Origin of the sequence: Paraburkholderia kirstenboschensis, from assembly GCF_032806925.1 — a bacterium.
GTDB classification, from domain to species: Bacteria; Pseudomonadota; Gammaproteobacteria; order Burkholderiales; family Burkholderiaceae; genus Paraburkholderia; species Paraburkholderia kirstenboschensis.
The window spans coordinates 153,080-167,773 of sequence record NZ_CP136511.1 but is presented as its reverse complement, the minus strand read 5'-3'; the positions used below and the strand labels follow the sequence as shown (position 1 = coordinate 167,773).

Here is a 14,694-nt window from a genome sequence, read left to right as displayed (position 1 = left end):
CTCCTATTTCTGAATGAAGCTTCGTCCAATGAGCTGACGATGGACCTGATTCGTACCTTCCCAGATCTGCGTGATCTTGGCGTCGCGCATCAGGCGCTCGACGCGATAGTCCGCGCAATATCCGTAGCCGCCCAGCAGTTGCACGGCGTCTGTGGTGATGCGCATGGCCGCATCGGAAGCACGCATCTTGAGCATCGATGCCTCGATACCAAACTCGGTTTCGCCTGCATCAATCTGTGCAGCAACGCGCCACAGCCATGACTCGCACATCGCGAGTTCGGCGGCCAAGTCGGCCAGCATGAACTGAATGCCTTGAAACTCGATGATCTTGCGGCCCGACTGTTTGCGTTCGTTGATATATGCCACCGCGTCCTCGAACGCTGCCCGCGCGATCCCCAGCGCGTGTGCGGCCACGCTCGGCCGCGAGCGATTGAGCGAGCCGAGGAGAATGCGCAGACCGTCGCCGGGTTCGCAGATCAGGTTCGCGCGCGGCACCCGGCAGTTTTCAAATGCCAGCGTCGCGGTGCCCGATGCGCGGGTACCCATCTTTTCTTCGGTACGCAAGACAGCGAGGCCGGGAGTTCCCTTTTCCAGCAGGAGCACCGAAATTGATCGCTTTGGATCGTCGATTCCGGCCCACTTGCCGAACAGAAGATATTGATCCGCGACATCGCCATTCGTGATGAAAGTTTTGCCGCCGTTGATCACGATATGATCGCCGTCTTCGCGAAAGGTTGTCTTCATGCCGGTGGCATCCGAACCCGCTCCAGGTTCCGTAATGGCGAGCGACGCGAGCGCACCCTCGGCGATCGCCGGAAGGAACCGCTGCTTCTGAGCTGCGCTGCCATACTCGATCAACGGCTTGATCGCATGGTAGTTAGTGGCCCAGATGATTCCGGTGGACGCGCACGCCTTGGAAATTTCACGCACGCACAACGCATAGCACTTGAAAGACAGTTGTGCGCCGCCGTACTGCTCGGGTACAAACATCGCATTCAGGCCGAGCGAGTTGATCGCGTCGATGTTCGCCTGTGGAAACGCACCCGTGCGGTCGTATCCGGCAGCACGCGGGGCGATCTGGTCCCGCACGAGCGTCTTCACGCTGTCCACAAGAAGTCGTTCGTCGTCGTTCAACGGGATGCTTGAATCGATTCTTTCCAGTACGTTCATCGTAATTCCGCATGGTTTGGGCCTTGATCCGGCCGTGGTTCATCGTGCATTGCGTGGACAAACGGCGCCCTGCCGGACGGCGGCGTCCCCGCCCTGCTCACGCATCCTTGAATTGCGGTGGCCGCTTTTCCACGAAGGCGCGCATGCCTTCGGCCGCGTCCGCCGTGCGGTATGCGAGCGTCGACAGATCGGCTTCGATGCGCAGGCCCTCCTGAAGATCGACGTCGAACGCACGGCGCACGGCGTCCCGGGCAAACGACGATGCGCAATTGCTGAAGCCGATGTAACGCTCCGCGTACCGGGCACCCATCGCCTTAGGATCGTCACCTTCGACGATGACGTTGACGAGGCCGATTCTTTCCGCCTCTTCCGCGCCGACCGTGCGCCCCGACATGACGATGTCGAGCGCGCGCGCCTGACCGACAAGGCGCGGCAGACGCTGAGTGCCACCATAGCCTGGAATAAGCCCGAGCTTAATCTCCGGCAAACCGAGCTTCGCTTTCGCAGTCGCGATCCGGAACGTGCAGGCCATCGCCAGTTCAAGCCCGCCCCCGAATGCGTAGCCGTGAATTACCGCGATCGAGGGCATGCGCAACCGATCGAGCTTCGCGAACACGGATTGACCGAAAAGGGCGCCATCGCGCTGGGCAACGAGGTCGCGGTCCATCAGTTCATTAATGTCAGCGCCGGCGCAAAATGACTTCTCACCCGAGCCCGTTATAACGAGGGCCCTACTGTCCGAGCGCCCGACTTCGTCGAAGGCCTGCGCCAGATCGGTTAGCAAGCCAAAGTTCAACGCATTGAGCGCCTGCGGCCGGTTCAGCGTGACATAGGCGATGCGCCCGTCCACTAAGGTTTCAATCGACATCTTCGTCTCCCATAGACAGTCGAGCAGGGTCGACGGATTGGTTTGCGATCTTCAATGCCTCGTCCTCAAAGCTGCTCCACTAACTGCGGCACCAACTGGAAGATGTCGCCCACGAGCCCGTAATCGGCTACACCGAAAATGGGCGCTTCCGGATCTTTGTTGATCGCCACGATTACCTTTGAGTCCTTCATGCCGGCGAGGTGCTGAATTGCGCCCGAGATGCCGCACGCGATGTAGAGCTGAGGCGCGACGATTTTTCCTGTCTGCCCAACCTGCAAGTCATTCGGCGCATAGCCAGAATCGACCGCCGCGCGGCTTGCGCCCAGAGCCGCATGAAGTTTGTCGGCGAGTGGTGATAGCAGCGCGTCGAACTGTGCCTGAGAGCCTAGCCCGCGCCCGCCGGATACGACGATACTCGCGCCCTGCAGTTCCGGCCGCTCACTCTGCGAAATCTCTGCACCGACAAATGTGCTTTTACCTGCGGGCTGGACGACTGGAACCGTTTCTACGACGGCAGCGCGCTCGACCTGTGCCGCGGCTTCGAACGCGGTGGGACGCACAGTGATGACCTTGATCTTGTCGCCGCTCTGTACCGTGGCGATGGCGTTGCCCGCATAGATGGGACGCTCGAATGTGTCCGCGCTCACCACCCGTGATATGTCACTGATCTGGGCGACGTCGAGTTGAGCCGCCACACGCGGGGCAACGTTCTTGCCGCTTGCCGTCGCTGGCAAAAGGATGTGGCTATAGCCCTCCGCGATCGCCGCAATCTGTGCAGCGAGTTCCTCCGCGAGACCATGCTCGAACTGTGCAGCGTCCACATATAGCACCTGGCTCACGCCTTCGATATGCGCGGCCGCTTGTGCTGCCGCATCCGCACCATGCCCGGCGACGAAAAGATGGATTTCGCCCCCACATTCAGCGGCAGCGGTAACAGTGTTGAACGTCGCGCGCTTGATCGACGCGTGGTCGTGGTCGGCAACTACGAGAATGGTCATGCCTGATCCGTGGTCTGACTGGTTGAGATGGAACCGGATGCGACCGCGCCCGAAGCCGGGTCAGGCGGCGCGCGCTATGCACATCTTGCGTCGAGGTCCTCGGTTCGCTTGATGCGATGGCTCATCCGGATGGCACAAATGGAAAAGCAACGATCGGGCCAATTTATTTCTTCGCCCGCGAAGCCCGCAAGACGGGATCGGAGGGCGCCAGAGCGAAGCCAAAGTGCCGTCGACGAAGACACTGTGTTGTCGCGGCTGACACCGCTCAGCAGCGGTCGCGATGGAGCGGGCGCACATTCCGCAGTCAAACCACACCGTCATCGCGCAGGCGCTGATATTCGTCGGCCGGCATGTCGAGCCAGGTTGTCAGCACGCTCTCGCTGTCCTCACCCAGTCGAGGTGGCGCCTTGCGATAGGTGTGCGCGTTACCGTCCACGTGAATGCCCAGCCCCACCTGCGGAATGCGGGTCTCGCCTCGTTCGACCGCGTAAAAGAAGCCGCGCCGACGTAGCTCCTCGTCGCCGGCGACCTCATCGAGCCGGTTGATCGGCCCGGCCGGAATGCGTGCTTCACGGAATAGCTCCAGCCAGTAGTCGCGCTCGCGCGTGCCGATGACCGACTGGATCTTTGCCACGATCTCCTCACGCAGACGCCGTCTCGCGCTGTTGCCCGCGTAGCATTCCCGCTGCGCCACCTCCGGCTCGCCCAGCGCACGCCAGAACCGGCCCCAGATGCCGTCGTTGCCCAGCCCGATGGTCAGCGGCGCATCGGCCGCCTGGAACACCTGATAGACGGCGATTACGCTGTCGCGTCCGCCCGAGCGCCGCGGCACTTGGCCCGAGCCGAGGTACGGCACGATGCGCGGGGTCATGAAGCGCGTCATGCTCTCGATCATCGAGACGTCGATGCAGTGCCCGCGCCCGGTGCGGTTGCGGTCGATAAGCGCGGCGAGCACCGCGAGGGCCGCATCGGCGCCCGCGAGCAGGTCGGCGGCGGGCGTGCCCACTTTCTGCGGCTCGCCGCCGGCCTCACCGGTGAGATCCATCACGCCGCTGTAGCCCTCGGCAATCAGGTCGTAGCTGGGCATCTCACTGCGTGCGCCCTGCAGGCCAAAGCCGGAGATGGAGGCATGAACGAGGCGTTCGTTGACCGGCCTCAGGCTCTCGAAGTCGATGCCGAGCTTGCGCTGAACTGCCGCAGTCTTGTTGACCACGACCACGTCGGCGCACGCGACCATGCGGCGCAGCACGTCCAGACCGTCGGGCTTGCTGTAGTCAAGCGTGAGGCTGTGCTTGTTACGGTTGATGCTCAGAAACCAGAGCGATTCGCCATCGAGAAACGGCGGCCCCCAGGCGCGCACGTCGTCGCCGCGGCCGGGCGGTTCGATCTTCACGACCGTGGCGCCCAGATCAGCAAGCAGCAGCGTGGTGTAGGGCCCGGACACGGAGGTGGTCAGGTCGAGCACGCGCACGCCGTCGAGCAGGTTCAGGGTGGCGCCTTCGGGCGGCGCAGGCAGACAAACAGTATCGGTATCGGTCATGGTCTGGGACAGAGGACGTTTTTTTCCAGCTGCCAGTCAGGGCAAGTCCTATGCCATTGCGCCCGCTCTGCCCACTTTCTCTTCGGCGACCAAGTTTCATCAGACGGCGAGCCAACACACCGCAAGCCTCGTGTGGCTTATGCGTGCGTCCAGACCCGTGTCGGCGCGCGCACTGTCCTCGTAGCAGACAGCCGTTTGTCCACCGCGACTACAGGACTGCGCGTGGGATCGCAGCAACCGCAAGTCGTTACGGCTGAGAACCGCTCTGGCCGAGCGGCGTCGCTCGAAAGACGACCGTATTGGAAAATGGCATAGCCCTTGCTAAAAGTGTGCACCCCCTGGCAATAAAGTTCGAAGTCCAGAGAGCCATGTCGAAGTGCGATTCGCCCGCGTGACGGGCGATCCACACCAAGGTGCCATTTGATGACATTGAAATCAACTTCCGAATCTGCCCGAGTCTACGAAGCCGTACCCCAGCTCGCCCGAATCCGCGAGCAAGTGTTGCTCGGTGATGTCTGGAAGCAACCAGAAATGGCCTATCGCCACCGGATCCTGGTCACCTGTTCCGTGCTCGCCGCGACCGGCAAGCTGGATGAATTGAAGGTCTGGATGGGCCGCGCCGTCGAGAACGGCATCACACGCGACGGACTTCGCGGTCTGGTCGTGCAGGTGACGTTTTATGCAGGATGGCCCGCTGGACTGTGCGCAGGTAAAGCTTTACTGCCTCTCGTCGAAGGCGACAGCGAACGGGCGGAGTCGGCTTGAGCCGCGATTGAGCTTGAAGAACCGTCGTAGGCGTGAGCCGCCGGTGACGGACTGACCCGGAGGTAACCAGTGAAGATCGGCTATATCGGATTGGGCGCCATGGGCGGCGCACTTGCGCGCAGGCTACTGCTCTCGCATTCGCTCCGCGTTCTCGATCTCGATCGCGGCGCAGTTGCCGCGTTCGAGAAGCTTGGTGCCACAGCGGCGGCGTCTGCCGCGGACATGGCAAGCGAGTGCGACATAATCATGATGTGCCTGCCACGCTCCGCAAATGTAAGGCAGGCGCTTCTCGGCAAAGACGGATTGCTTGAGGGTCTGTCTGCGGGGAAGGTCGTGATCGACCAGACGAGCGGCGACCCGGCTGAGACTGCGGCGATGGCTGAACTACTGTCGCAACGCGGCGTCATGATGCTTGACGCACCTGTGTCCGGTGGCATCGGCGGCGCGGACGCCGGGACGATCTCGATTATGGTCTCTGGTGCCCGCGCAGGTTATGAAGACGCGCGCCAGGTACTGCTGTCGATCAGTCCCAACGTCGAGTACGTCAGCAGCCGCATCGGCGATGCACAGGCTCTGAAACTCATTAACAACGCGATGAGCGCCGGCTGTCGTCTCGCGACGCTCGAAGCCTCGGCGCTCGGCGCCAAACTGGGACTGCCCCTCAGCACGGTTGCCGAAGTGCTTAACCGGGGGCCCGGCCGCAACAAGGCATCGAAAGTGATGTTGCCCGCGCTCCTGGAAGGCAGGCCAGCGGCGGGGAGTTTCGCGCTGTCATTGATGCTCAAGGATCTCAATCTGGCGACGGCGCTCGGCATCAAATGCGGTACGCCGATGCCCATTGCGGGAGTCGTGCGCGGGTTGCTTCAAACCGGAGTCAATACGCTCGGCGACAAAGCGCTGCTGGAAGACACAGTATGTCTGATCGAGTCCATGGCCTCTACGCATATCGTTAACGCACAATCCGCCGCGTGACAGGCACGACTCTCAGAGGATCCTCGAAATGAATGTGGGCTACATCGGTTTAGGTGCGCGCGGGGCGGCTTTCGCATATCGGCTGGCGAGTTCGTACCCGATCCAGGTGTATGACGCCGACCGGGCGTGCATGCAAGCGTTCGATGTGACAAAGGCAACCCAGGCGGTCGATCTCAGGTCGCTGGCGAGCGCCTCAGATGTGATTCTGCTCAGTCTGGTGGATCAGGATGAGGTCGAAGACACACTGTTCGGCCCGATGGGACTCGCGCAAGGACTCAAGCCTGGCACGCTGGTCATCGATCAGACAACAGGCGACCCGTCCCGAACACGCGCACTCGCCGCGAGATTGGCTGCGGAGCACGGAATCACCTTGGTAGATGCACCGACGTCTGCGCAACCGGATGAAATCGCGGCAGGAACGGCTTGCCTCATGTGTGGCGGTTCGAACGCTTCCATTGAAGCGGCCCGCCCGATACTCACAACACTTAGCGAGAACATCGTGTACTGCGGTGAAGCGGGGAACGGACACGCGGCCGCGCTCGTGAGTCATGCCGCGGCGCTGTGCAACCGGCTGATCACCTACGAAGGGGCGACGCTTGCCGTGAAGTATGGCTTAAGCCTTGATGCGACCTCCGCTGTCATCAACAAAAGCGGCGCATGGAATGGCGCTTCCGAGCGCGTGTTGCCGATCCTCGGATCGGGCGGCGATACGTTGTGCCAGCCGGTAGCGCAATCGAAAAAAGACTTGCATGCGGCCATCCATGCAGCAGTCGGGTGTGGCGTACCAATGTTTATTGCAAACACCGTACACAGCCTGCTCGAAATGGCGAATAACGAAGCAGAACCCGCAGCAGGTGTGGATGAAATCGCGCGCCTGTTCGAAAAGATGGCGCGCACCCGTTTCGCGGGCGCATGACTTACCAGCAGTTAGTAATCGCGCACGAAGCGCACCGAACGCCCGTATAGACGACGAGCACCATTCGACGGGCAAAAACGAAGCACAGGATGGAGACATGACTAAAATGAGCGCACGCCGCGTACTCGCGGCCACCTGCATAGGGAACTTCGGCGAAATCTACGATTTTGCCGTGGTTGGATTTTCGATTCCGGTCCTCGCCCTGCACTTTTTCCCAGGCACAGATCCGACCGCCGCCCTTTTAAGCGTATTTGCCGCCTACGCCGTAGCGTTCTTCGCGCGACCGCTGGGCGGACTATTGTTCGGCTACCTCGCCGACAAGATCGGACGCATCAGGATATTGAGCGGAACAGTCATCCTGATGTCGGCCGGCACCGCCCTGATAGGACTTTTACCTACGTATGCGACCATCGGCATCGCCGCACCTATCGCATTCGTGCTGTGTCGCGTCGTGCAAGGCCTTGCGATGGGCGGCGAGACGACCAGCAGCACCAGCTTTATTCTTGAATGGTCTCCGGACCATCGTCGGGGCTGGTATCAGGGCGTGAACTGGTTCTTCTCGTTCTGCCCGAACGCCTTTACGGCCCTCTTCGTGCTCGGCATGCAGTTCTGGATGGGACACGCGTACACCGAATGGGGATGGCGCATTCCGTTCCTTGCCGGTGGCCTGGTGGGTGTCGTCGGTTTCTGGCTACGCCGCAAGCTGGACGACCCAGATGAGTACAAGCAAGCCGCCAAAGAGGCTCCCGCAGACAATCCGTTGCGCGCCGCGTACCGCACCGGCTTGCGGTCGATGCTCCATGTGATCATCATAGAGATCGTGCTTTCCATCGGAGCCTACATTCTGCTGGGTTTCATGTACACCTTCCTCGTCAAGCAGGCGAAGCTCGACACGATGCTGGCGCTCGTGACCAACGCGATCGCCATCATGGTCTTGTCATCGTTTCTGGCGATTGCCGGCGCTCTCAGCGACCGCTTCGGTCGAAAGCCGGTTATGTCATTCGGTGCGGCGTGGGTGGCGCTCGCAGCCTACCCTGCCCTCCAACTGGCCGCATCCGGGACGTTCGCCGGCGCACTCATCGGGCAGATTCTCCTTGCGACCGGCGTGGGCATCTACTCAGGAGCTGCCTTCATCACGATGCCCGAACTGTTTCCGACGTCGTACCGGGCGACTGGTCTGTCGATCTCTTATCAACTTGCGGTGGCCGTCTTCGGCGGGACGACGCCTTTTATCGCTACGTGGCTGGTCCGCGCCTCCGGCTCCCCACTCGCTCCGGGGGTCTATACAGCAGCAGCCGGAGTCATCGGCCTTGTCCTCATTCAATGGATTCCAGAAACCCGTTGGACCCGGTTGCGAACTTCGGTGGAGGACCTGCCAGCCGATGGTTCTCCGATTACGGCCGAGCAATCGGGGGCACGCCACCTCTGATCTGAAAACTGACGGCTCGCCCTCTTTTGCGAGCCGTCCCCCAGGTCCTGGATCAAGCCTCCGACCACCTCAGCGCACAGACGAGCCGCGCCTCGCTCACGCGTCGGCCGAAGAACTGACCCGCGGATCAGTTGTGTATGGTAAAGCGACATTTGTTTGCAGCGACGACACTAACTGGCGCATCGACCCACGCTTATCGCGTTGCCTTCCGCATGACGCTCTGCAAGCGATTGGCATCTAACTTGCACGATGCAAGCTCACAAGAATTGCATTCAGAAAATGATCTATCAGGAGACGAGTCAATGTCCGCTTCAAGAGAATCCACCGTGGGCTTTGTCGGCCTCGGCATGATGGGCGGCCCGATGGCCAAGAACATACTGAATGCGGGCCACACGCTCGTCGTGTATGACGTCGACCCCAACAAAGTAGATCGATGTGTCGCCCTGGGCGCACGCCCGGCAGACGCTCCTGACGATGTCGGGCGCCAGGCCAGCATAGTTGTAACCATGGTCGACACGACCGCGCAGGCCGAGGAGGTCATCACCGGCGCCCGAGGTGTTGTCGCAAGCGCGCAAGCTGGTGATGTGATCGTAAGCATGAGCACCATCGATCCCGCCGCGCTGAAAAAAATGCGGGAGACACTGGTTCCGCACGGCGCCGATCTCATCGACGCACCGGTCAGCGGCATGGAGAGAGGCGCCCACGAAGGAACGCTGAAGGCGTTTGTCGGCGGCACGCCCGAAGCTCTCGAACGCGTCCGCCCAGTCCTGCAGGCGATGACCTCAGAGATCATCCATTTCGGCCCCATCGGCCAGGGCACCACGATGAAGCTGGTCAACAACATGCTTGTCCAGGTCGCCTGGATTTCTATCGCCGAAGCGCTCGCTCTAGGCGCAAAGGCCGGTCTCGATCCTAAACAAATGGTCGATGTGATCGGCAATGCGACGGGCAACAGCATCGCGTTCCAATACTCGGCACCGCGCATCCTTGCGCGCGAATTCGACGGCATCCGCATGGACATAACGTACAAAGACATCGAGCTGCAGACTTCGCTTGCGAAAGCGCTTCAGGTTCCGATGTTCATTGCCAACGTCGCCCAGCAGGTGTACCAGATGGGTCGGGCCGCCGGACTTGGAGGCGAGGACGGCGGCAGCGCCATCGTGAAGATCTATGAGCAAATGACTGGCGTCAAAGTCACCGGCTGATCGTCACGTTTGAACGGTTATGGTTCGCTTACACCATGCCGACCTATTCGTCATCCTTATTATTTTAATTGCGTGAGAATGCCAGTCATGAACCGTTTCTATGGATTTTTTCTGATAATCGCCCTTGCGATCTCGGCGTCCGCGTCCCGCGCCGAAGGCACAGCGTATTCGGATAACGTCATCCGCATCGGCATTATGAACGATCGAAGCGGGCCTTATGCCGATCTCAGCGGTGAAGGGTCCGCAATTGCCGCGCGCATGGCCGCCGAAGAGTTTGGCAACAAGGTCAATGGGACTCCCGTCGAGGTCGTTACTGCCGACCACCGCAACAAACCCGACATCGGCGCGGCGATCGCGCGTAAATGGTTCGACGCAGACGGTGTGGACGTCATCGTCGACATCGCCAACTCGGCGGTGAGTCTCGCTGTCAGCGGTCTTGCCAAGGATCGAAGAAAGCTTGTGCTCCACAACTCGGCATCGAGCGAACTGACAGGAAAAGCGTGCAATCCGCACTCCGTTCAGTGGCAATACAGCGTCTACGCGGCGGCGAGCAATGTCGTTACGAAGCAGATGATCGACAGCGGTATGAACACCTTCTTCATCATTGCGGTTGACTACGCGCTGGGCGAGTCGATCACGAAGGATTTCAAGGCAGCTGTCACGCGCGCGGGGGGCAAGATCGTCGGCGAGGTGCGCCATCCCCTCAATACAACGGACTTCAGTTCCTACCTGTTGCAGGCACAGGCGTCCGGCGCCAAGGCGGTCATGCTGGCCAACGCCGGATCGGATCTGGTGACGGCGGCCACTCAGGCGCAGGAGTTCGGCCTCACGCCAAAGCTGCAGTTACTGGCTGGAGCGCTGACCAAGGATGTCGTGCGCTCCGCTGGGCTCAAAGTGATGGAGGGCATGCAGACTATGTCCTGGTACGAGATGTATCGCGATGACGGGTCGAAGGCTTGGGCGAAGAAATTCGTCGAGCGCAACAAGGGCAAGGCCCCCACCGAATTGCAGGCATCGACGTACTCGGCGGTACGCAGCTATCTGAAGGCGGTTCAGGATGCGCACACCGACGATGCCGACGCCGCCATGGCCAAGCTCAAAGGAATGAGCATCAACGACGCATTTGCCGCCAATGGACATGTGCGCCCCGACGGTCTGATGTCGCACGATATGTACCTTGTTCGCATCAAGGCGCCCAGCCAGTCGGTTGGTGAAGGCGACTATTCGAATGTGCTCAAGACCGTCAAGGGCGACGATGCGAATATCCCGCTCTCGCAAAGCGAATGCCCTTTGGTGAAGAAGTGATCTCCGCTATCAAGGGTGCGACAAGGGGGAGAGCAAGCATGAACTCGAGCTCCACGAATCAGGCTGGCCAACAGCCCGCTGTCCATGAAGGGCGTCATGAAACGGCCGTCGCAGCAATGATTGTCGATGACGAAGCGCCCATCCTTGTTGCGACTGACCTGACCAAATCGTTCGGGGGAACCGAGGTCGTGAAGCGCGCAAACCTGACGGTGAAGCGCGGCAGCATTCACGCGCTGATCGGGCCGAACGGCGCCGGCAAGAGCACGATGTTCGGCATGCTCTCCGGTTTCCTGCTGCCGACGAAAGGTCGCATCGAATTCGAGGGCGTGGACATTACCCATGAACGGCCCGAGTCCGTCGCCCGGCGGGGTCTCGTACGTTCGTTTCAAATCTCGGCGGTCTTCGGACACTTGAGCGTACACGAGAACGTGCGCGTGGCTCTGCAGCGCCACGCGGGCATTGCGAGCCAATTTTGGCGGTCGGACGCTGCGCTTGCACGACTGGACGCCCGCGCGGACGAATTGCTCGACATGGTGAACTTGACAGCCTATCGCGACGTTCTCGCAGTGAATCTCAGTTATGGGCGCAAACGCATCCTCGAGATCGCGACCACCTTCGCGGTCGCGCCGAAACTGCTGCTGCTGGATGAACCGATGGCGGGCATGGGGCACGAGGATATCGATCGGGTTGTCTCCCTGATCCGGCATATCGCCGCGGGGAGAACCATTCTCATGGTGGAACACAACCTTTCGGTCGTTCGCGACCTCTGCGACAGTATCACTGTCTTGCAGCGCGGCGAAGTCATCGCGGAGGGCGACTACGCGACAGTTTCGAGCGATGCGCGGGTGCGCGAAGCCTACATCGGCACGGAAGAGGAAGACTGATCATGGGGAATGCCAAAACCATGTTGCGGATCGAACGGCTCGAAGCGTGGTACGGCGAAAGCCAGGCGCTGTTCGGCGCGTCGCTGGACGTGCGTGAGGGAGAGACGGTCACGCTGCTCGGCCGCAACGGCGCGGGCAAGACCACCACGTTGAGAAGCATTGTTGGACTCGTGCGCCGCCGTAAGGGCGCCGTCACGATGGGGCGTCATGACCTGCTCGCGCTGCCCGTCCACAAGGTGGCGAAGACCGGCATCGGATACGTGCCCGAAGAGCGTGCCATCTTCGCGAGCCTCTCCGTCGAAGAGAACTTACGCCTGCCGCCGAAAATCGCCGAAGGTGGATTGTCGATCGCTGAGCTATTCCGCATGTTTCCGAATCTCGAGGAGCGCCGCGGCAGCCCAGGCACGAAGCTGTCCGGAGGCGAACAGCAAATGCTGGCCATCGCGCGCGTCTTGCGCACGGGCGCGCGAGTTTTGCTGCTCGACGAGCCGACGGAAGGTCTCGCTCCCGTTATCGTGCAACGCATTGGTGAGCTGCTGCGCGACCTGAAGAGCCGGGGCTACACGATCCTGCTCGTCGAACAGAACTTCCGCTTTGCCGCGAAACTCGCGGACCGCTTCTTCGTGATGGAAAACGGGAAGGTCATCGACGCCCTGACGTCCGCCGACGTCAGGCGACGCGCAAGCGCGCTTCATCAATACCTGGGAGTCTAGCCATGAACCCGTCGGCACTCGTCGGGCAGTTTCTTGTCGGCCTGATCAACGGCTCTTTCTACGCAATGTTGTCGCTCGGCGTAGCCGTCGTCTTCGGCTTACTGCACATCGTCAACTTCGCGCATGGCACGCTTTACATGCTAGGGGCGTTCTTCGCATGGCTCGCCTTGCAGCAGCTAGGCCTCAACTACTGGACCGCTTTGATCGTCATTCCGCTGGCGGTCGCGTTGATCGGGGCGCTGATCGAGCGGGGCATGCTGTCGCGGCTCAAGGGCCTCGATCCGATTTACGGCTTTCTTCTCACTTTCGGCATCTCGCTCTCCGTGGAAGGCCTGTTCACCTATTGGTTCGGTTCGTCCGGCAGGCCCTATCCTCCGCCGGAATTGCTGCGCGGCGGGGTGAGCATCGGCATCGCCTTTGTGCCGGTGTATCGACTATGGATAGTGGTCGCGTCACTGCTCGTTTGCCTATCGACCTGGTTTCTCATCGAACGGACTCGCCTCGGCGCAACCATGCGATCAGCAACGGAAAACGCGCCCTTGGTGCAGGTTTTCGGCGTCAACGTGCCTTTGCTCGTTACGTTGACCTATGCCGGCTCAGCGGGCCTCGCCGCGCTGGCCGGTGTGCTCGCCGCACCCGTATTCCAGGTCAGCGCGCACATGGGATCGCAGTTGCTTATCCTCGTTTTTGCAGTCGTCGTGATCGGAGGGATGGGGTCGATCCTCGGTGCAGTCGTCACAGGCTACGCGCTCGGCATTATCGAAGGCATTACCAAGATCGTTTATCCGGAGGGCGCAAGCATTGTCATCTACGTCGTGATGGCCATTGTGCTGTTGCTCAAGCCGGGCGGTTTATTCGCAAGGAGTCGCTGACATGCATGCATCAACAAGCCGCGCTTCATCCCAGCGCCCCTCCAGTTTGCGCCTCACGCTCGCTGGGTCAATTGTGGTGCTCGCCCTGCTGGTCGCGGCACCTATGGTGATTTATCCCGTTTTCCTGATGAAACTGATGTGCTATGCGCTGTTCGCTGCTAGTTTCAACCTGATAATCGGCTATGTTGGATTGCTCTCGTTCGGCCACGCAGCTTTTCTAGGAGCGGGCGCCTATCTATGTGCTTATGCCGCCAGGGCGTGGGGACTGGATCCGCTCATCTGCCTCGTCATAGGGATCGCGGTCGCCGCGGCGTTGGGGGCGATCATCGGGTTCCTGGCAATCCAGCGTAAGGGCATCGAATTCTCGATGATCACCCTGGCGCTCGCGCAGGTGGTGGAGTTCATCGCGCAACAAGCGCCTTTCACCGGTGGCGAGGACGGCATCCACGGCGTGCCGCGCGGCCATCTTTTTGGGTTCATCGATCTGAATAACAGCGTTGCGATTTACGCCTTCATACTGATTCTCTTCGCTTTCGGAATGGCTGCACTATGGCGAACGGTCAACTCGCCCTTCGGCCATGTCCTGCAAGCTATCCGGGATCACGAAGATCGCGCCGTTTCGATTGGTTACGGCGTGCGGCGATACAAGCTCACTGCATTTGTCATTTCAGCCGCGCTCGGGGGACTCGCAGGCGGCATGCAGGCGCTCATCTTTCAGTTGGCGACGCTGGACGACGTAAGTTTCCACCTCTCCGGGGCAGTGATTTTGATGGCCCTGCTGGGCGGTGTCGGCACGTTCTTCGGTCCGTTCATCGGTGCGGCCATCGTCGTTGCGCTGGAAAGTGTGCTAGCAACCTCCGAGTTCCCCGCCCCCATCATCACAGGCGCCGTGTTTATTCTGTGCGTGCTTGTATTCCGGCGTGGTATCGCGGGCGAAATCGCGCTCAGGCTGGCAGACCGCAAAGCCCGTAGGCACGATCTGGACAATGGTGCGGCTGCTGGCCGCCCGCAGGAGATCAAGGCAGTCGACGGCTGAGAACCAGGCTAATCGCCCCTA

Annotated in this window: 14 protein-coding genes; 10 read left to right on the top strand and 4 right to left on the bottom strand. The window is 60.9% G+C overall.

The features are described 5' to 3' along the window. Nucleotides 1-3: 3 nt before the first annotated feature. The 4 genes from RW095_RS00855 to RW095_RS00840 all read right to left on the bottom strand — a co-directional run bounded on the left by RW095_RS00855 (nucleotide 4) and on the right by RW095_RS00840 (nucleotide 4,576). Nucleotides 4-1,170: an acyl-CoA dehydrogenase family protein gene (locus RW095_RS00855; RefSeq protein WP_317015882.1), complete on the bottom strand. Its 1,167-nt coding sequence runs from the start codon at nucleotides 1,168-1,170 to the stop codon at nucleotides 4-6. Nucleotides 1,171-1,267: 97 nt separating this feature from the next. Beyond that, the gene (locus RW095_RS00850; RefSeq protein WP_317015880.1) at nucleotides 1,268-2,038 is read right to left on the bottom strand and encodes an enoyl-CoA hydratase/isomerase family protein; all 771 of its coding nucleotides are present in this window, start codon (nucleotides 2,036-2,038) and stop codon (nucleotides 1,268-1,270) included. Between the two features lie 65 nt (nucleotides 2,039-2,103). After that, nucleotides 2,104-3,036, bottom strand: coding sequence for an electron transfer flavoprotein subunit alpha/FixB family protein (locus RW095_RS00845; RefSeq protein ID WP_317015879.1), 933 nt, complete (start codon nucleotides 3,034-3,036; stop codon nucleotides 2,104-2,106). Between the two features lie 304 nt (nucleotides 3,037-3,340). After that, nucleotides 3,341-4,576 carry a CaiB/BaiF CoA transferase family protein gene (locus RW095_RS00840; RefSeq protein ID WP_317015877.1) on the bottom strand — a complete coding sequence of 412 codons (1,236 nt, stop codon included), beginning with the start codon at nucleotides 4,574-4,576 and terminating at the stop codon, nucleotides 3,341-3,343. Between the two features lie 423 nt (nucleotides 4,577-4,999). On the opposite strand from RW095_RS00840, the gene RW095_RS00835 reads away from it, so the two are divergent. The 10 genes from RW095_RS00835 to RW095_RS00790 all read left to right on the top strand — a co-directional run bounded on the left by RW095_RS00835 (nucleotide 5,000) and on the right by RW095_RS00790 (nucleotide 14,673). Then, entirely contained in the window at nucleotides 5,000-5,341 is a 342-nt protein-coding gene (locus RW095_RS00835) for a carboxymuconolactone decarboxylase family protein (protein ID WP_317015876.1), read from the top strand. A 69-nt stretch (nucleotides 5,342-5,410) separates the two neighbouring features. Next, the gene (locus tag RW095_RS00830) at nucleotides 5,411-6,313 is read left to right on the top strand and encodes an NAD(P)-dependent oxidoreductase (protein WP_317015875.1); all 903 of its coding nucleotides are present in this window, start codon (nucleotides 5,411-5,413) and stop codon (nucleotides 6,311-6,313) included. A 28-nt stretch (nucleotides 6,314-6,341) separates the two neighbouring features. After that, nucleotides 6,342-7,229, top strand: a complete 888-nt coding sequence (locus RW095_RS00825; RefSeq protein ID WP_317015874.1) for an NAD(P)-dependent oxidoreductase — start codon at nucleotides 6,342-6,344, stop codon at nucleotides 7,227-7,229. A 97-nt stretch (nucleotides 7,230-7,326) separates the two neighbouring features. Further along, nucleotides 7,327-8,658 carry an MFS transporter gene (locus RW095_RS00820; RefSeq protein WP_317015873.1) on the top strand — a complete coding sequence of 444 codons (1,332 nt, stop codon included), beginning with the start codon at nucleotides 7,327-7,329 and terminating at the stop codon, nucleotides 8,656-8,658. Nucleotides 8,659-8,795: 137 nt separating this feature from the next. Beyond that, nucleotides 8,796-9,863 (top strand): NAD(P)-dependent oxidoreductase, encoded by a 1,068-nt coding sequence (locus RW095_RS00815; protein WP_317015871.1) that lies wholly within the window; start codon nucleotides 8,796-8,798, stop codon nucleotides 9,861-9,863. 87 nt (nucleotides 9,864-9,950) lie between these two features. Further along, a complete protein-coding gene (locus RW095_RS00810; protein ID WP_317015870.1) occupies nucleotides 9,951-11,168 on the top strand; it encodes an ABC transporter substrate-binding protein in 1,218 nt (405 codons plus the stop codon). A 116-nt stretch (nucleotides 11,169-11,284) separates the two neighbouring features. Then, nucleotides 11,285-12,052 carry an ABC transporter ATP-binding protein gene (locus RW095_RS00805; RefSeq protein WP_317015868.1) on the top strand — a complete coding sequence of 256 codons (768 nt, stop codon included), beginning with the start codon at nucleotides 11,285-11,287 and terminating at the stop codon, nucleotides 12,050-12,052. A gap of 2 nt (nucleotides 12,053-12,054) precedes the next feature. Then, entirely contained in the window at nucleotides 12,055-12,765 is a 711-nt protein-coding gene (locus RW095_RS00800; RefSeq protein WP_317015867.1) for an ABC transporter ATP-binding protein, read from the top strand. A 2-nt stretch (nucleotides 12,766-12,767) separates the two neighbouring features. Then, on the top strand, nucleotides 12,768-13,637 hold the full coding sequence (locus RW095_RS00795; RefSeq protein ID WP_317015866.1) for a branched-chain amino acid ABC transporter permease: 870 nt from the start codon (nucleotides 12,768-12,770) through the stop codon (nucleotides 13,635-13,637). A 1-nt stretch (nucleotide 13,638) separates the two neighbouring features. Next, nucleotides 13,639-14,673: a branched-chain amino acid ABC transporter permease gene (locus RW095_RS00790; protein ID WP_317015864.1), complete on the top strand. Its 1,035-nt coding sequence runs from the start codon at nucleotides 13,639-13,641 to the stop codon at nucleotides 14,671-14,673. The last annotated feature ends 21 nt before the right edge of the window (nucleotides 14,674-14,694 follow it).